A 17515-nucleotide genomic window follows, 5' to 3' on the forward strand; every position below is an offset into this window, starting at 1 on the left:
CTGTCTGCACAGGCCCTGGTAGGAGCCGATTCATCGGCGATGCTCTTCCCTCGTCCAGGGCCAGGCGCATTGTGCGCCGCAATAAGGTATACTCGGCGGGTCGTGCTTGCGCTCCGACTCCCTTGCGGACCCCCGGCGTGGAGATTCTCCCGCCCGTTCCCCCACCCTCGGAAGCGCGCTCGACACCGGCCAGCCTGCTGTCTTCGTCATGGTTAGCGGCCGCCAATCCATCGACTTGTAGCGCGGTTCCAGGGAACGCTCGAGTCACGCAGGAGCTTCACTCCATGTCATTCGATTCGCTGGGCCTTGCGCCCGCGTTGCTGYGCGCCCTTTCCGAAGCCGGCTATGAAAAGCCGACTCCGATCCAGTCCGCGGCCATTCCCCTTGTCCTCGCCGGCAACGACCTCATGGCCGCCGCCCAGACGGGTACCGGCAAGACGGCCGCGTTCGCGTTGCCGCTGCTGCAGCTGCTTTCCAAGGACGACCGTAGCGATACGCGTCGCCCGATCCGCGCTCTGATCCTCACCCCGACCCGCGAACTCGCCGCCCAGGTGCAGGAAAACCTGCGCGACTACGGCAAGTACGTCCGCCTTTCCAGCACCGTCATCTTCGGCGGCGTCGGCATGGGCAATCAGCTGCAGGCACTGCGCCGCGGCGTCGACATCGTTGTCGCCACGCCGGGCCGCCTGATCGACCACATGCAGCAGCGCTCGGTCGACCTCTCCAAGGTCGACGTGCTCGTCCTCGACGAAGCCGACCGCATGCTCGACATGGGCTTCCTCCCGGCGCTCAAGCGCATCCTCGCCGCCGTGCCGCGCCAGCGCCAGACGCTTCTGTTCTCGGCCACGTTCGCGCCGGAAATCAAGGCGCTCGCGCAGCAGTTCATGCGTGATCCGAAGGAAGTCTCGACCACGCCGGCCAACACCGTCGCCAACACGGTCACGCACCGCGTGCACCCGGTCGACGCGGCCAACAAGCGCGACCTGCTGCTGCACATCCTTTCCCAGGACAGCCGTCGCCAGACGCTGGTCTTCGGTCGCACCAAGCACGGCGCCGACAAGCTCGTACGCCACCTGGAACAGTCCGGCATCAAGGCCGCGGCGATCCACGGCAACAAGAGCCAGAACGCCCGCACGCGCGCCCTGTCGGACTTCAAGACCGGCCGTGTCACCGTGCTCGTCGCCACCGACATCGCCGCGCGCGGTATCGACATCGACCAGCTGCCGGTGGTGATCAACTTCGATCTGCCGATGGTGGCCGAGGATTACGTGCATCGCATCGGCCGCACCGGCCGCGCGGGCGCCGAAGGCCAGGCCATCTCGCTCGTCAGCCACGACGAGTCGGGCCTGCTGCGCGACATCGGTCGCCTGCTCAAGACCGACCTCGAAGTCGTCAACGTCCCGGGCTACGAGCCGAGCACGCCGCTGCGCATGGACGCCGGTGCGCCGCGTCCGAAGCAGCAGCCACGTCAGCCGCAGGCCTCGCGCAACCAGGTCGGCCAAGGCCGTTCCGGTGGTGGCCAGGGTCGCTCGGCTGGCGGCCAGGGTCGCTCGGCCAGCAACGGCCAGGGCCGTTCCGCTGGCGGCGAAGCTCGCCAGGGTGGCGGTGGTTCCAGCGCCGGTCGTCCGTCGTCGCATCGTCCGCACGGCCATTCGGCCGCGGGCACCGGCGAGAACACCGGCAACCACAAGCGTCGTCGTACGCGTACCGGTCCGGCCACCAACAAGGCCTGATCGATCGCTCAGCCCTGCGCCCTGATTTTCGCGGTGAGCACGTGGTCTTCCCACAGCCCGTCGATCTTCAGGTAGCGCTTGGCATAGCCTTCCTTCTCGAAGCCCAACCGCTCGAGAAGGCGGCCACTCCGGTCATTGCGTGGCATGTAATTCGCCATCACGCGATGGAAGTCCAGAGGGCCGAACGCATAACGGATAGCGGCGTCCAGGGCCTCGTACATCAGGCCCTGCCCTTCGTGTTTCCGCGCAATGCCGTAGCCAAGATGGCAGGCCTGGAAGACGCCACGGACGACGTTGGCCAGGGTGAATGTCGCGATGATTTCGCTACTGTCGGGCGTCAGCACGACGAACGGAAATCCGCGATCCGCCCTTGCCGCCTCGAGGCCCGCCTCGATGGCGAGCCGGCAGCCGTCCGCGGTGTAGTGCGACTCGGTGCGCAAAGGCTCCCACAGCCTGAGGTGCTCCCGGTTCTCTATCCGGTAACGGCGTAGCAACTCGGCCTCGTCCACATCCAGCAGGCGAATCACCGTTCGCGGTGTGCGCATGCGGATCGGTTCGCTCATACCGCGAGTGCCTTCGCGTGATGACGCAGGTGATCCTCGACGAAGCTCTGGATGAAGTAATAACTGTGGTCGTAACCCGGCTGCATGCGCAACTGGAGCGGCTGGCCCGCTTCTTCACACGCGGCCTCGAAACGCTGGGGCTGCAACTGGTTTGTCAGGAAGCCATCGGCTTCACCCTGGTCGATAAGGATACGACCGTCGAAGCGCGCACCGTCGCGAACGAGCTGGGTGGCGTCGTGCAGGGCCCATGCCTTGCGATCGTCGCCGAGATATCGCGGGAACGCCTTCTCGCCCCAGGGCACGGTGGCAGGCGCGACGATCGGTGCGAACGCCGACACCGAACGATAACGGCCCGGGTTACGCAGTGCGATGGTCAACGCACCGTGTCCACCCATGGAATGGCCGAAAATGCCTTGCCGGCTCATGTCCAGGGCGAACCGTTCCGAGACCACCCGGGGCAGTTCGTCGACGACGTAGCTGTACATACGAAAACGTGAAGCCCATGGGGCTTCGGTGGCGTCCAGGTAGAAGCCTGCGCCCTCACCGAATTCCCAGTCACCGGTGGCGCCTTCAATGCCGGTCTCGCGTGGACTCGTGTCGGGCATCACCAGCGCTATACCCAGCTCGGCGGCGGCGCGTTGCGCGCCAGCCTTGATGGTGAAGGTTTCAGCGGTACACGTCAGACCGGCGAGGTACCACAGGACAGGAACAGGCCCGTTTTCGGCCGCCGGAGGCATGAAAACCGCAAAACGCATCGTACCGCCGCACGCCTCGGATGCATGGGAGTAAAACCCCTGAAGGCCGCCGAAGCAGCGTTGTTCCGAAATCGTCTCGATCGTCGTCATGCCCTTCTCCCTACGAAAGCTGACCGGGAAGTGTAACGCCGACGCAACAAGTGGCTATGGCCCGCCTCACCAGGCGCCCATCGCTGCTACAATACCGCTACTGCCCGGCGCCGCTTCCGCCGCCGCGCCCCCTCTTCGAGGTCGCCATGTCATCCCCCGATACAGATAACGCTCCGGCCCAGCCCGGTTTTAGCGCGCTCGCGCTCGACGAAAAAGTCATGCGCGTCCTGGCCGAAGTCGGCTACGAAGTGCCGTCGCCGATCCAGGCCGCCACCATTCCGCCGCTGCTCGAAGGCCGCGACGTCATCGGCCAGGCGCAGACCGGCACCGGCAAGACCGCTGCCTTCGCGCTGCCGGTGCTCTCGCGCATCGACCTGAAGCCCGGCAAGCCGCAGGCGCTGGTTCTCGCGCCGACCCGCGAGCTCGCCATCCAGGTCGCCGAAGCCTTCCAGAAGTACGCCACCTACATGCCCGGCTTCCAGGTCCTGCCGATCTACGGCGGCCAGAGCTACGGTCCGCAGCTGCAGGGCCTCAAGCGCGGCGCGCAGGTCATCGTCGGCACGCCGGGTCGCGTCATCGACCATCTCGACAAGGGCACGCTGGATCTCTCCGGCCTGCGCTTCCTGGTGCTCGACGAAGCCGACGAAATGCTTCGCATGGGCTTTATCGACGACGTCGAGAAGCTGCTGCAGGCCACGCCGAAGACGCGTCAGGTCGCCCTGTTCTCCGCGACCATGCCGGCGCCGATCCGTCGCATCGCGCAGACCTACCTGAAAGAGCCGATCGAGATCACGATCAAGAACAAGACCACGACCGCGGCGAACATTCGCCAGCGTTACTGGTTTGTCAGCGGCGTGCACAAGCTCGACGCACTGACCCGCATCCTCGAAGCCGAAAGCTTCGATGCGATGATCGTGTTCACGCGCACCAAGCAGGCCACTGAAGAACTGGCCAGCAAGCTGCAGGCAAGGGGTTTTGCCGCGGCTGCCATCAACGGCGACATCGCCCAGGCGCAGCGTGAGCGCGTGATCGACCAGCTGAAGACCGGCAAGCTCGACATCCTCATCGCGACCGACGTGGCCGCCCGCGGCCTCGACGTCGAGCGCATCAGCCACGTGCTGAACTACGACATCCCGCACGATACCGAGTCGTACGTGCATCGCATCGGTCGCACCGGCCGCGCCGGTCGCAGTGGTGAGGCGATCCTGTTCGTCACGCCGCGCGAGAAGAACCTGCTCCGCCAGATCGAGCGCGCCACGCGCCAGCCGATCGAACAGATGCAGTTGCCGACGATCGAAGCGGTCAACGACACGCGCATCAACAAGTTCAACCAGAAGATCACCGACACGCTGGCGACGGGCGACCTCGGCCTGTTTCAGCAGATGGTCGAGAAGTTCGAGCAGGAGCACAATATTCCTGCGATCGAGATCGCGGCCGCGCTGGCCAAGATCGCCCAGGGCGACCAGCCGCTGCTGCTCGAGCCGCCGGCCAAGCGCGAATACACCGAGCGTCCGCCGCGCGAGTTCGATCGCGAGCGTCCGCAGCGTGATTTCGACCGTGACCGTGGTCCGCGCGACAGCGGCGGCGACTTCAGCGACCGTCGTCCGGTTCGTGAAGGCATGCGCCAGCCGCGTCCGCACACCACGGAAGCCGGCAAGCGCACGTATCGCATCGAAGTGGGCCACGAGCACGGCGTCAAGCCGGGCAACATCGTCGGTGCCATCGCCAACGAAGGCGGCGTCGAGGCCAAGTTCATCGGTCGCGTGAGCATCCGTGACGACTACAGCCTGATCGACCTGCCGGACGGCATGCCGCCGGAGGTCTTCACCCACCTGAAAAAGGTGTGGGTGGCCCAGCAGCAGCTGAAGATCGCCGAGTGGGATGGCGTGGAAGCTCCGCAGAGCGGCAATGCCTCGCGTCCGCCGCAGCGCAGCTTCCGTCCCCAGGGCGCCCGCCCCGGTGGCCACGGTGGCGCTGGCGGTCCTCCCGGTGGCGGCAAGCCGCCGCGCAAGAAGCGCGATTACTGAGTAACGAAAAAGGCACCTTCGGGTGCCTTTTTTTATGGCTCCCACATTTCCAGGGTGAGCGGCTGCATCCCGTGCTTCACCCGCGCCTTGTCGCATTGCGGGCTCGGCTCGCCGTTCTCCCACGCAGGCTGAAGGTCGTGGCAGGGCGACGGCCGCACTTCGTAGATACCGCAATGCGCGGCAACGCCGACCTCGCCCACGAGCGACTTGCAGCGCGGCTGGTAGGCGTTGGTGCCGTGCATGTTCACCCGGTGCGGGTCCAGGTGTTCGGTCAGCGCCGACGGCACGATGCCGCCGGCGAGATCGGTTTCCATCCAGTGGAAGGCCACGCGAAACGTTGCGCAGCACGCGCCACAGAGAAGACAGGGATGGGTCATACGTCGCTTAGGTCAGATCGAACCGGAGAAAGTGTTGCACTTGCCGATGTCACCGGATTCGAGACCGGTCTTGAACCACTTCACGCGCTGCGCCGAGGTGCCGTGCGTAAACGAGTCGGGGACGACCCTGCCCTGAGCCTGCTCCTGCAAGGCGTCGTCGCCGATCGCCGTCGCCGCATTGAGCGCCGACTCGACGTCACCGGGTTGCAGCCATTGCTGGCGTTGCTGAGAACGGTTGGCCCATACGCCGGCGAAGCAGTCTGCTTGCAGTTCCTGTCGCACGGAGAGTCCCGTAGCACCTTCCAGGCGCGCACCCCGACGACGCGCGTCGCTCACCTTGTCGAAGACGCCGACGAGGTTCTGCACGTGATGGCCCACCTCATGGGCAATGACATACGCGCGAGCGAAATCGCCGGCCGAGTGGAAGCGCTGCTGCATGGTCTGGAAGAAGTCCAGATCGAGGTAGACCTTGTGGTCGCCGGGGCAATAGAACGGCCCCACCGCCGATGAGGCCGAGCCACAGGCCGTGCGGACGCCACCATGGAACAGCACCAGCTTCGGCCGCTCGTACGTCTGGCCATTCGCCGCAAAGATCTCGCCCCAGGTGTCTTCGGTCTCGCCCAGGATGGCGCGGACGAAATCCACCTGCGGATCGTTGGACGCCGCCTGATGTGGCGCCGACGGGGTCTGCTGCTGGGGTGCGGCGCCCGGTTCGCCCTGGCCGAGCAGGGCCGTGGGGTCCTTGTAGAACACCATCCCGAGGATAGCCAGGATGATGATGCCGCCGATGCCGAGGCCGCGTCCTCCGAAGGACGGACCGCCACCACCGCCACCTTCGCCCGCGTCTTCCACGTTGTCGCTTCTACGGCCTTTTTGCCAGAGCATGGCGCCCTCCTCCCATGGATGCGTCCCCGGAGCGAGACACGGTCGGCATGATCGCATGGACCAGAACCGCTAGACTCGGCGGCTGAATACGCTCCCCGGATAGGTTTCATGACCAGTCAGCTCCCCGCCGTCGTCACCCTGCTCACCCTGCTCCTGATGTTCGCCACCGTGTGGATGGTGGGCCGGGCGCGCCACCGCTACGGGATCAAGGCGCCGTCGATCTCCGGCGATCCCGCCTTCGAGCGGGCCTGGCGGGTGCAGATGAATACGCTGGAGAACGCGGTGATGTTCATTCCCGCGTTGTGGCTGGCGGCCCAGTACGCCGATCCGCTGTGGGCGGGCATCGCCGGGCTGATCTGGCTCGCCGGCCGCGCCTGGTATGCCTGGGCCTATGCCCGCGAAGCCTCGCGTCGCGGGCCGGGCTACATGGTCTCGATGATCGCCTGGGCGGCACTGATGATCATGGCCGCCGGCGGCATCGGCATGGCGATCATGGAAAACAACGCGGCCCCAGCCGAAGAAGCCGCCTGACGTCTGAGGTAACCGTTAGTCGTCGTCTTTCGCCACGGCCAGGACGCGAACGCGCTGGATGCGGGCACCTTCCATCGCGGTGACCTCGAATTCGAGGCCATCGGTTTCGAAACGGTCCCCGGCGCTGGGCAAGCGCCCCAACTGCTGAAGCACGAATCCGGCAAGCGTGGAGAAGTTGCCATCGCTCGCGCCGGGGAGACGGTGGCCGAGCAGGTGCTCCACGCGACGCACGTCCAGGCTGGCATCGAGCAACCAGGCACCATCGGGCTCGCTGACCGCGGACGGATCGCCCTCGCTGGTCTCGTCGGGGAATTCACCCGCGATCACCTCGAGCACGTCGGCCGGCGTGACCAGGCCGAGGATGCTGCCGTACTCGTCGACCACCAGGGCCACCTGTAGCGGCGCACGGCGGAATTCGTCGATGAGACGGAGCACGCTGAGCGATTCGAGCACCGTGATCGGCTTGCGCACGACGCGCTCGGTTTCCAGGCGGCCGTGATCGGCGAGGCTGGCAAGCAGGTCGCGCGACGACACCACCCCAATCAATGCGTCGAGATCGCCGTGGGCGACCAGCATCCAGTGATGGGGCGACTCGCGCGCCTCGGTCAGCAGGGTCGGCAGGTCCTCGCCCGGATCGACCCAGACGATTTCCGTGCGCGGGGTCATGATCGAGCGGACCGGACGCTGGGAAAGGTCGAGGACACCCTGGACCATTTCCAGCTCGTCCTTGCCGAACACCCCCGTGTCGGTGGCCTCGGTGGCGGGCGTGCTCTTGCCGCTGTCGCTCTCGTCGTCAGGTGCGCCGCCCAGCAGGCGCAACACGGCCTTCGCCGTGCGGTCCCGCATGATGCGGCCGCCGACCAGCAGCGAGCGACGGCGGTTCCGCCGCATGGTCTGGTTGAACGCCTCGATCATGATCGAGAAGCCGATCGCGGCGTACAGGTACCCCTTGGGAATGTGGAAGCCAAAGCCCTCGGCGATCAGGCTGAAGCCGATCATCAGCAGGAACGACAGGCAGAGGATGACGATCGTCGGGCGGGCGTTGACGAACACGGTCAACGGCTTGCTCGCGGTGATCATCAGGCCCATGGCGATGACCACGCCGATCATCATGATCGACAGATGATCGACCATGCCGACGGCGGTGATCACCGAATCCAGCGAGAACACGGCATCGAGGATGACGATCTGCGCCACGACCAGCCAGAAACTGGCGCGACGCGCGGCCTTGCCGTCGGCGCCATCGTCGGCTTCGAGCCGCTCGTGCAGCTCCAGGGTGGCCTTGAACAGCAGGAAGCCGCCACCGATCACGAGGATAAGGTCGCGCCAGGACAGGCCGAAGCCGTTCCAGCTGAACAGGGGCTTGGTGAGCGTGACCAGCCAGGACATGGCGGCCAGAAGGCACAGGCGCATGAGCAGGGCCAGGCCAAGGCCCAAGAGCCGCGCCTGATCGCGTTGGCGGGCGTGGAGCTTGTCGGCGAGGATCGCGACAAAGACGAGGTTGTCGATACCGAGCACGATCTCCAGCACGATCAACGTGAGAAGACCCGCCCAGGCCGAAGGGTCGGCAAGCCAGTCGAAAGCGAACATGGGTCGGCGCGGGGGCGCCCGGTTTCCTCCGGAAGGGACGCAACACTATACAGGGGGCACATGACGGTCTGTGCCAGAAGCGCCGTTGCGGAGCCCAACCCCGTCGGCTACGGTGGTTCATGCCTCACGATATCTCGCCGACCTCCCCACCCCTGGACACCGTCTCCGCCCCACCTGCCCTGCCGGCACGAACGCCCGGCCTGCTCGAGACCGTCCTGACCATCCTCGCCTACTTCGCGCTGCAGGCGGGCTTTGGCGGCGCCTTTGGCGCCACCTCGCAGTTCATCGCGCGGATGTTCCCCGATGCGGTACCGGACCAGCCCGACCGCCTGATCTTTGTCGTGATCCTCACCCTGACCTGTGCGGCGGGGGTGGTTGTCACATGGATCGTGCGACGCTGGTCGGCAAAAACGCTCGACGGCGGCGCCGGCGGACTCGGCTTCACGCCGCCCCCGGGGCGCTACATCGCACTGGGCACGGTACTGGGCATCCTCGCGCCCGTGCTCGGCGGCCTGCTCACCCAGTTCCTGGCGGCTGGCCACGATGTGAGCCAGACGGTCACCGACATCGCCGATCGCGCACACGTCGGCATGCGGGTGGCCTTGCTCCCGGCCGTGGTGCTGGTCGGCCCCCTGATTGAGGAAGTGTTGTTCCGCGGCGCCCTGCTGTCGGTGCTGCGGACCCGTCTTGGTGATGGCTGGGCCATCGCGGTCTCGGCCATCGTCTTCGGCGCGGTGCACCTGCCTGACCTGGAATGGCTCTGGTATGCCGTGCCCAACCTGATCTTGGTCGGCGTGTTCTGCGCCTGGCTGCGCGTACGCAGCGGGTCGATCTGGCCGGGCTTCGTCGCACACGCCGCCAACAACGCGCTGGCGACAGCCAGCTGGTTCATGGCGACCTGACGCACCGTCGAACGGTTAGAAGGTTTCCAACGAGGCCACGTGGCGCGACAGGCGTGGTCCGGCGTAACACTGCGAGCCCACCGGTAGCAGGCCCACCTCATTGAACGCGGCGCGGTACCAGCGTGCCGGTCGCGACAGGAACCCTTCGCGATCGCCGCCGGGATCATCCTCACGCGTATAGAGCTCGAGGAATGCCAGGCCTTCGAGCATCTCGCCGATGCCGGTCAGCCCGGCACGGATCTCGGCGGGCTTGAGGTAGTGCAGCACATCGGTGCAGACGATCAGGTCGAACCGCGTGTCGAAGCGCAACTCGGCCAGTTGGCCGAAACGGGCATAACCGATATTTCGCGAGCGACCGTAGCGTGCCACGGCGTATTCGCTGGCCTCGAGCCCACGATAGTCGATACCCGGCCGCATCTTCCGCAACACCGCCCGCCACGGCGCTTCACCGCAGCCGATGTCGAGGACGTTACGTACCGGATGGCCGAGGTAGAACTCCGCCTGGGCGAGCACCATGGCCACCTTGCGGTTAAGCTCGGCCGGCGAGCCCACGGCATGGTCCGTGCTGCGGTACCACTTGTCGAAATAGGCCTGATCGTAGGTCTTGGGCATGGTACGCAGTCGCCGAAAACACCTATGTTAGCCGGGCCTACACTTCGGGCATACATGCCCGGCCGCAGCATCGGACGTCACGGCTTCAGGAGAACCCCATGCCCCGCATCCAGCTCCGCATTACCGGCGACCGCGACATCTTCGACGACGTCATCAACGCCATCCACGGCATCGACCGCGTCGAACGCGTGGAAGAAATCGACGACTTCGGCATGGGTGTCCGCGACGACTCCAGTTCGAGCGAATTGTCGGACGATGTCGGCTCGCGGACCTTCACGGTCGAAGTCGAGGTGCCGAACGACAAGGTCGGCGAGCGCGTACGCGAGGTCGCCGAGGAAACCGCCGGCAACCGCGAAGCCGCCATCGAATTTATCGGCGACGACGAAATCGAGATGTAAGCGCGCTCTGTGTAGGAGCCGATTCATCGGCGATCCCGCGGCAGCGGGCGAGGTTGGGGCAAGCGCCCGATCGCCGATAAATCGGCTCCTGCCTGAGCGCGCCACATGTTCTTGCGGTTAGCTCGCGGTAAACCTTCGGCGCGCCCTCCCGTTTAAGGTGAACACCTCACCGAACCGGAGGTTTCATGCGAGCGTTGGCCACCGCCGTACTGCTTGCCCTTGTCGCCCTGCCCGCTGCGGCACGCGACGAAGCGCTCTCGAAGGACGACGTCGCCTGGTTGAACCGGGTGACCTTCGGCATCGATTCGGCGACGGTCGCCAGCTACCGCGACCTGGGTCGACGCCGTTTCCTTGACCGCCAGCTGCATCCGAAAGCGGACGGGCTTCCCGCCGACGTCCGCGCGCAGATCGACGGTTTCGACGTCGCGAAGACGCCCATGGCGACGCTGGTGGCGCAAGTCCGCGACCAATATCGCGACATCAATGCCATGCCCGACGGCGATGGCAAACAGGCGGCGAAACAAGCCCTGCAGAAACAGGGCAACCAGTATGCGCAGGAAGCCCAGGCGACCGAACTGCTCTACGCCATCTACGACGAGAACCAGTTGCGTGAGCAGATGGTCTGGTTCTGGCTGAATCATTTCAGCGTGTTCCAGCAGAAGGGCCGCGTGCGCTGGGTCGTCGCCGACTACGCGCAGAACACCATCCGGCCGCATGCCCTGGGCAAGTTCCGCGACCTCGTGCTGGCTACGCTGAAAAGCCCGGCGATGCTCGAATACCTCGACAACGTGCAGAACGCGCGCGACAAGATCAACGAGAACTACGCGCGCGAGTTGATGGAACTGCACGCGCTAGGCGTAGGCAGCGGCTACAGCCAGGACGACGTGCAGAACCTGGCGCGCATCCTCACCGGTGTCGGCGTGAACTTCGACGGCCAGCCGCGAAAGATGAAACCCGACATGCAGGCGTACTACCTGCAGGAAGGCGTCTTCGAATTCAATCCGAACCGACACGACTTCGGTGACAAAGTCTTGCTCGGCACGACGATCAAGGGCGGCGGATTCGACGAGGTTGAAAAAGCCGTCGACCTGATCGTCAGCCAGCCTGCCTGCGCGACCTTCGTTTCCACGAAGCTGGCGCAGTACTTCGTCGCCAACGATCCACCACCGGAACTGGTCAAAGCCATGGCGAAGACCTTCCACCACACCGATGGCGATATTGCCGCGGTGATGGACACGATGCTGACCTCGAAGGCATTCACCGCGTCGCTCGGCAAGCGCTACAAGGACCCGACCCAGTTCCTGGTCTCGACCATGCGTCTCGCCTACGACGGCAAGCCGGTGTCGAACCCGCGTCCGCTGGTCAACTGGATCAACCAGCTCGGACAGGCGCCGTTCGGCAGGATCACGCCGGACGGCTGGCCGACCACGGATTCCGAATGGTCCAGCTCGGGCCAGATCGCCAAGCGTTTCGAAATCGCCCGGGCCATCGGCAGTGGCGCCAACCACCTGTTCGATCTGGACGAGGCGGGGACGCATACCCGCGGCGGCTTCCCGCAACTGACCACGCCGACCTACTACGCCACCCTCGATCCCTACTTGTCGCCGAAGACGCGCGACGCGCTCACCCAGGCCACGTCGCAGCAGGAATGGAACACCTTCCTGCTCGCCTCCCCCGACTTCAACTACCGCTGAGGCTAACCATGGATCGCCGCCAGTTCCTGCTCGCCACTGCCGCGACCGTTCCCGCGCTCATGCTGGGTGGCAAGGTGTTTGCCGCACCCGCGTCGTCGCCGCGCTTCCTGCTGGTTTTCCTGCGCGGCGGTTACGACGCGAACAACATGCTCGTGCCGTACTCGAGCGACTTCTATTACGAATCGCGGCCGAGCATTGCGCTGGCCAAACCGGATGCAGGTAACCCGAAGGCGGTCCGTGCACTCGATACGAACTGGGGTCTCACCCCAGCACTGGCCGCTTCGATGGGCCCACTGTGGGACAAGCGTCAGCTGGCTTTCATTCCGTTTTCCGGCACCGACGACCTCTCGCGAAGCCACTTCGAAACCCAGGACAACATCGAGGCCGGTGAGGCAGGAGACGCGCGCAACTACGGTTCGGGTTTCATGGGCCGCCTGTCCAGCGTACTGCGGGGATCGCCGCCAATCGCGTTCACCGACGCGCTGCCGCTGTCGTTCCGCGGTGCGGGCGACATCCCGAACATCTCGCTCAAGGTTGGCAGCAAGGCCGTCTTCGACGACCGCCAGTCGAAGATCCTCGCCAGCATGTACGAAGGCACGTCGCTACAGGCGGCAGCCACCGACGGGCTGCAGTTGCGCCAACAGGTAGCCCAGGATCTGCAGACCGAAATGGTCGCGGCGAGCCGCGGTGCGGTGAACGCGCGGGGTTTTGCGCAGCAGGGCCAGCGTATGGCAACCCTCATGCGCGACCGGTTCCGCCTGGGTTTCGTCGACGTCGGCGGGTGGGACACGCATGTGAACCAGGGCGGTGCCGATGGCCAGCTGGCCAACAACCTGGACAATCTCGGGCAGGGTCTTGCCAGCTTCGCCGATGGCCTGGGCGAGGCCGAGTGGAACAACACCGTGGTCGTCGTCGTGTCCGAATTTGGTCGGACCTTCCGCGAGAACGGTAACAAGGGTACCGATCACGGTCATGGCACGACGTACTGGGTCCTCGGCGGCAAGGTCCACGGCGGCCGCGTTGCCGGGCAGCAGGTCGCGGTGAACGCCGGCAGCCTGCTGCAGAACCGCGACTACCCCGTGCTCAACAACTATCGCGACGTGCTCGGAGGCCTCCTGCGCCGCACCCATGGACTGTCCGATAAGGACCTGGCCACCGTGTTTCCTGGCGCAAAGCCTCGCGACCTGCAACTTGTCTAGGGCCTAGGGCCTAGGGCTGCCAGAGCTGCCCGCCGGGATTCGAAAGCTGACGATCGAGGTAGTAGGCAGCGCTGATGAAAGCGAGATGGGTGAGCGCCTGCGGAAAGTTGCCGAGAGGCTCGGCGCGCAGGCTCAGCTCTTCGGAGAACAGCCCGAGGTGGTTCGAGTACAACACTCCGCGCGCCATGATTTCGCGGGCCTCGTGCAGGCGTCCCGCGCGGGCCAGGCATTCCACGTACCAGAACGTGCAGGTGGTGAACGCACCATCCCCGCCTTCCAGGCCATCAGCATTGCGATAGCGGAACACCAGGCCATCGTCGGTGAGCTGGTCGCGGATGGCATCCAGCGTGCTCAGCCAGACCGGATCGGTCGCCGAGACGAAGCGGACCAGAGGCATCATCAGCAAGGCGGCATCGACATCCGTGCCGCCCTTGCTCTGCACGAAGTGGCCGTGTTCCGGATGACGGAAATGCGTCCAGATATCCTCGGCGATGCGGTCGCGATCGCGCGTCCACTCCACCACGGGAGCTGGCAGGGAGCGCTTGTGGGCGAGACGAACGGCACGATCCAGCGCCACCCAGCACATCAGGCGCGAGTGGAGGAAATGGCGAGGCTCGTCGCGAATCTCCCAGATGCCTTCATCGAGATCTCGCCAGTGGCGGCGCACGTGGTCGACCAACCGACGCACATGCTCCCAGCCGGCGTGACTCATCGCCGTGCCGTACTTGTTCGCCAGGTACAGGCTGTCCATCAGTTCGCCGAAGATATCGAGCTGGGTCTGCGTGCGTGCCGCATTGCCGATGCGTACGGGCTGCGAACCGGCGTAGCCGGCGAGGTGGTCGAGGGTGGACTCCTCCGCCGCTTCGCTGCCATCCAGCGCATACATGATCTTCAGGGCAGCGTCCTTGCCCAGCTCCATGATCCGTTTCTCGGACCACTTGCGAAAATGCTCCGCCTCCTCGACGTAGCCCAGGCGCATGAACGCGTAAACCGTGAACGACGCGTCGCGGATCCACGTCGCGCGGTAATCCCAGTTGCGCTCCGCCCCCGTGGCCTCGGGCAAGCCGAATGTCGCCGCGGCGGCGATCGACCCATGGCGATGTGAGGTGAGCAGCTTCAGCACCAGGGCCGAGCGTTCCACACGCTCGCGCCAGCGGCCGCGGTAGTTCGATTTCCGTGCCCATATCCGCCACGCAGCGGCCGTGTGCTCGAGCGCGGCGATGCACTCATCCACGTCGAGCGGGTCGTGCTCCTTGCCGCACAGGACGAACCAGACCGTATCACCCTGGCCGAGTACGAACTCTGCCGTCGCTTCACCTTCGCCGCAGTGCAAGGGAACGCTCGCGCCCAGGCGCAACGAGGTGGGACCGTCATGGAAGACGACACTCTCACCGTAGTGCTCGGTCGTCGGAATCTTGCGCGCGTAATCCAGTCGCGGCCGGCAGCGCACACGAATCGTCACTTCGCCACGAGGCACGCGAAGACAGCGAACAAGGCTCGCGGGCAACCGGGTGTCGGTCTGCGGATGCGGCATGAAATCGGTCAGCTCCACACTGCCCTGCTCCGACATCCATCGGGTCATCAGGATGTTGGTCTCGGGAATGTAGAGCTGGATCGTGCGTGCATGGTCGAGCTCGGGCTCGATGGTGAACTCGCCGCCTTTTTCCGGATCCAGCAGACCGGCGAACACGGTCGGGCTATCCATGTGCGGCCAGCACATAAAGTCGATGGTGCCGTCGCTTGCCACCAGGGCAGTCGTGTCGAGATTGCCGACGATACCGTGCTCGCCGATGGTCCGGCCCGGAACGGGATTTTCGCGCTGGGTCACACCGTTCTCCGACAACGGGAGGTGGCGGAGGTTGCCACAGCCCGCGTGAAGAAGGTCAGAACTCGAGTCGGTAAGCCACCTTGACCAGGCCTTCCTGGATGTCCTTCAGGCCGAAGCCACGACGGAACTGCGAGCCGACCTCATCCTCGGTGTCCTGCTCGTAGCCACCCCGGTTGTAGACGATGTACAGGTTGGACAGCGGCGCGATCTCGTAACGGTAGCGGATCTGGAAGCCGAGATTGGCCACGCCCAGGCCATCGACATGCTCGTTGGAGGGCACGGCACGGCCTTCCGGATCGATCTCGTAGGCCTGGCGCAACTTCGCACCGACGGCCAGCGTCTGCAGCTTCACGCGCAGCTCCTGCTTGTTGCCGAAGTTCCAGTTCACGCCGCTGTCGATACCGACCGTCCTGCCGTCGAACGCGCCGACCAGGTTGGAGACCTGCGCGCCGCGATCCTGCCAGATCAGCCAGTTCGGATCCCATTCGTAACTGGCGCCAGCGAAGATGCTGAAGGCGTCGGTGATGAAATACGTCGGAGTGAACTTGAAGTAGTACGAAAGGCGGTGATAGCCGGTGAGCTGGTTGCCACTGATGAAGCCTTCGTCCTTCCAGCTCCAGTGGCCGATGCGCGGGCTTTCGCGCTCGTACGTCAGCTTGGCCGTCGGCGGCGTATGCAGGGGATTGCCGCCCCGCGTGAGCAGGTCGTCGTAGGCGGCCGTGAACATGTCGAGGCGCCACTCTTCATCACCACCATCGCGGCGCCGGCTATCACGCTGGATGCGGAAGCGACGAGAGATGCGACGGCCCTCGGTGTTGTCCTGCGCGGAGATGCGGTAACGCCAGAGATGCGAGGCGTACGCGGAATCCGCTGGCAGGTCGGTCACGCGCTGACGCACTTCCCAATGCAGATACTCCATGTCGTTGCGCGGCAGGTAGCCAAAATCATCGATGTCGAGCCGATGGCCGAAGTACATGCCCAGCCACTGCTGGCTCCACACCGGCGTCATTTCCCAGAACGCGATACTGGTCGCGCCGAGGCCCGACGAGTTCGCCTGCGGCTGGTCGATCTTGCTGCCGACGATGTTGCTGGTCAACGTAAACGTCTCGCTCGGCTGCCAGCGGTGATCGAAGCCGAGCACGTTGGCATCGCGGTCCAGGAACGGATGATTGACCCGCGTGGCGAGCATGCCGAAGGTTTGCGTGCCCTCGGTCTGGGTGAGCCGGAGCGCGCCGAAGGTGCGGCCATCATCGCCCTTTTCCTGCGCGGTGAGGATCCCGTAGCTGGTGTCGCCGACACTGCCGTTCACCTTCACCGCCGCCGAGATATCCGCCGGACCATGGCCGTCATCCGACTCCCCACCGACGCGTCGCGTGTAGACGAGCTGCGAGTAGTCGTCGAGCAGGCTGAAATCGAAAATGCCCTGGTTCTCGGTAAAGAACGGACGTTTGTCGGTGAAGAAGGTTTCTTCCGGCGAGAAGTTCACGACGAGGTCGTCGCTCTCCACCTGGCCGAAATCGGGATTGATCGTGGCAGTCAGCTGGGTCTGCCCGTTCGGCTTCCACACGATGTCAGCCCCTTCCTGGAACGAGGTGCCACCGTGGGCGCGATCGACGCGGCCCACCAGGTAAGGCGTCACCGCGAACAGCGACTGCGAGTACGCAGGCAACGACACCTTGTTGAAGCTGGATAGAAAACGGCCCTGATCGAAACTGACCGCCGGCCATGCCATGCGCTCACCGGTAGCCGCGATGACACGGTCGATGTACAGGCCGATGTGGCGGTTGTCGCCATCGGCCCGGCGCATCGGCGCGATGTACCAGGGAATCAGGATCTCGACCGAATAGCCTTGCGCATCCTGGGTCACGGCATGGTCCCAGCGGCCGTCCCAGTCGTAGCTGAAGTCGGACTCGTTGGTGATCACCTCGTCGGCGACGCCACCGAGCGAGCGCACTTCGAAGTCGTAGCCGACGCGGCCATCGCCGTCGAAGTCCACCATCACATTGATGCGATCGACGAGCGCGTCTTCGTCGCGGCGGGTCTGCTGCGTCGAACGTGGCACGTCCGCGGACTGGGTCACCCGGATCGCAACGGCCAGACCCTTCGGTGTCGACAACACCCAGGCCTCCGTCGGCTGGCTGCCCGGCTTGCCGGTTTTTGGCTGGGTGTCGCGAAAATCGGTGATGTGCTGCGCACCGGCCCATTCCGTCGGGTCGATGTGGCCGTCGATCGTCACCTCGGCGTGGGCCGAGAAAGCAGCGAGGCAGAGGGTGGCGAACAAGGCGAAGCGGCGATGCATGAGTCATCCGGGACGTGGAATCTTGCGGATAG

General features: G+C 65.2%; 15 protein-coding genes. 7 read left to right on the top strand and 8 right to left on the bottom strand.

Features of this window, described 5'->3' with window-relative positions:
• Window positions 1–284 precede the first annotated feature (284 nt).
• Window positions 285–1733: a DEAD/DEAH box helicase gene (locus AC1DYM_RS00255; protein WP_477334846.1), complete on the top strand. Its 1449-nt coding sequence runs from the start codon at window positions 285–287 to the stop codon at window positions 1731–1733.
• An 8-nt stretch (window positions 1734–1741) separates the two neighbouring features.
• Here the strand turns inward: AC1DYM_RS00255 and rimJ are convergent, their stop codons facing one another.
• Together rimJ and fghA are read right to left on the bottom strand one after the other, a co-directional pair.
• On the bottom strand, window positions 1742–2296 hold the full coding sequence (gene rimJ / locus AC1DYM_RS00260; RefSeq protein ID WP_477334848.1) for a ribosomal protein S5-alanine N-acetyltransferase: 555 nt from the start codon (window positions 2294–2296) through the stop codon (window positions 1742–1744).
• Complete coding sequence (gene fghA, locus AC1DYM_RS00265; RefSeq protein ID WP_477334850.1) at window positions 2293–3141, bottom strand: S-formylglutathione hydrolase; 849 nt, start codon at window positions 3139–3141, stop codon at window positions 2293–2295. Before fghA ends, rimJ begins: the two co-directional genes overlap by 4 nt.
• Before the next feature lie 146 nt (window positions 3142–3287).
• Between fghA and AC1DYM_RS00270 the strand changes: the two genes are divergently transcribed.
• Window positions 3288–5168 (top strand): DEAD/DEAH box helicase, encoded by a 1881-nt coding sequence (locus AC1DYM_RS00270; RefSeq protein ID WP_477334852.1) that lies wholly within the window; start codon window positions 3288–3290, stop codon window positions 5166–5168.
• 32 nt (window positions 5169–5200) lie between these two features.
• Here the strand turns inward: AC1DYM_RS00270 and AC1DYM_RS00275 are convergent, their stop codons facing one another.
• Both AC1DYM_RS00275 and ypfJ read right to left on the bottom strand, forming a co-directional pair.
• On the bottom strand, window positions 5201–5545 hold the full coding sequence (locus AC1DYM_RS00275; protein WP_477334854.1) for a YkgJ family cysteine cluster protein: 345 nt from the start codon (window positions 5543–5545) through the stop codon (window positions 5201–5203).
• A gap of 12 nt (window positions 5546–5557) precedes the next feature.
• On the bottom strand, window positions 5558–6430 hold the full coding sequence (gene ypfJ, locus AC1DYM_RS00280; RefSeq protein ID WP_477334856.1) for a KPN_02809 family neutral zinc metallopeptidase: 873 nt from the start codon (window positions 6428–6430) through the stop codon (window positions 5558–5560).
• A gap of 108 nt (window positions 6431–6538) precedes the next feature.
• On the opposite strand from ypfJ, the gene AC1DYM_RS00285 reads away from it, so the two are divergent.
• Entirely contained in the window at window positions 6539–6961 is a 423-nt protein-coding gene (locus AC1DYM_RS00285) for an MAPEG family protein (protein WP_477334858.1), read from the top strand.
• Window positions 6962–6976: 15 nt separating this feature from the next.
• Here AC1DYM_RS00285 and AC1DYM_RS00290 read toward each other — a convergent pair whose 3' ends face one another.
• Entirely contained in the window at window positions 6977–8551 is a 1575-nt protein-coding gene (locus AC1DYM_RS00290; RefSeq protein ID WP_477334860.1) for a TerC family protein, read from the bottom strand.
• Window positions 8552–8670: 119 nt separating this feature from the next.
• Between AC1DYM_RS00290 and AC1DYM_RS00295 the strand changes: the two genes are divergently transcribed.
• Window positions 8671–9453, top strand: a complete 783-nt coding sequence (locus tag AC1DYM_RS00295) for a lysostaphin resistance A-like protein (protein ID WP_477334862.1) — start codon at window positions 8671–8673, stop codon at window positions 9451–9453.
• A 15-nt stretch (window positions 9454–9468) separates the two neighbouring features.
• On the opposite strand, the gene AC1DYM_RS00300 is transcribed toward AC1DYM_RS00295, so the two are convergent.
• On the bottom strand, window positions 9469–10065 hold the full coding sequence (locus AC1DYM_RS00300) for a class I SAM-dependent DNA methyltransferase (protein ID WP_046978489.1): 597 nt from the start codon (window positions 10063–10065) through the stop codon (window positions 9469–9471).
• A gap of 98 nt (window positions 10066–10163) precedes the next feature.
• Here AC1DYM_RS00300 and AC1DYM_RS00305 point away from each other — a divergent pair, with 98 nt between their 5' ends.
• The 3 genes from AC1DYM_RS00305 to AC1DYM_RS00315 all read left to right on the top strand — a co-directional run bounded on the left by AC1DYM_RS00305 (window position 10164) and on the right by AC1DYM_RS00315 (window position 13356).
• Window positions 10164–10463 carry a hypothetical protein gene (locus tag AC1DYM_RS00305; RefSeq protein ID WP_477334865.1) on the top strand — a complete coding sequence of 100 codons (300 nt, stop codon included), beginning with the start codon at window positions 10164–10166 and terminating at the stop codon, window positions 10461–10463.
• Window positions 10464–10648: 185 nt separating this feature from the next.
• Window positions 10649–12157, top strand: a complete 1509-nt coding sequence (locus AC1DYM_RS00310) for a DUF1800 domain-containing protein (RefSeq protein WP_477334867.1) — start codon at window positions 10649–10651, stop codon at window positions 12155–12157.
• A gap of 8 nt (window positions 12158–12165) precedes the next feature.
• Window positions 12166–13356: a DUF1501 domain-containing protein gene (locus AC1DYM_RS00315; RefSeq protein ID WP_477334869.1), complete on the top strand. Its 1191-nt coding sequence runs from the start codon at window positions 12166–12168 to the stop codon at window positions 13354–13356.
• A 10-nt stretch (window positions 13357–13366) separates the two neighbouring features.
• On the opposite strand, the gene AC1DYM_RS00320 is transcribed toward AC1DYM_RS00315, so the two are convergent.
• Together AC1DYM_RS00320 and AC1DYM_RS00325 are read right to left on the bottom strand one after the other, a co-directional pair.
• The gene (locus tag AC1DYM_RS00320) at window positions 13367–15184 is read right to left on the bottom strand and encodes a glycoside hydrolase family 15 protein (protein WP_477334871.1); all 1818 of its coding nucleotides are present in this window, start codon (window positions 15182–15184) and stop codon (window positions 13367–13369) included.
• Between the two features lie 55 nt (window positions 15185–15239).
• Window positions 15240–17483, bottom strand: a complete 2244-nt coding sequence (locus AC1DYM_RS00325) for a DUF5916 domain-containing protein (protein ID WP_477334873.1) — start codon at window positions 17481–17483, stop codon at window positions 15240–15242.
• Window positions 17484–17515: the final 32 nt, after the last annotated feature.

It is taken from the genome of Luteibacter sp. P1_D3 (genome assembly GCF_056406135.1).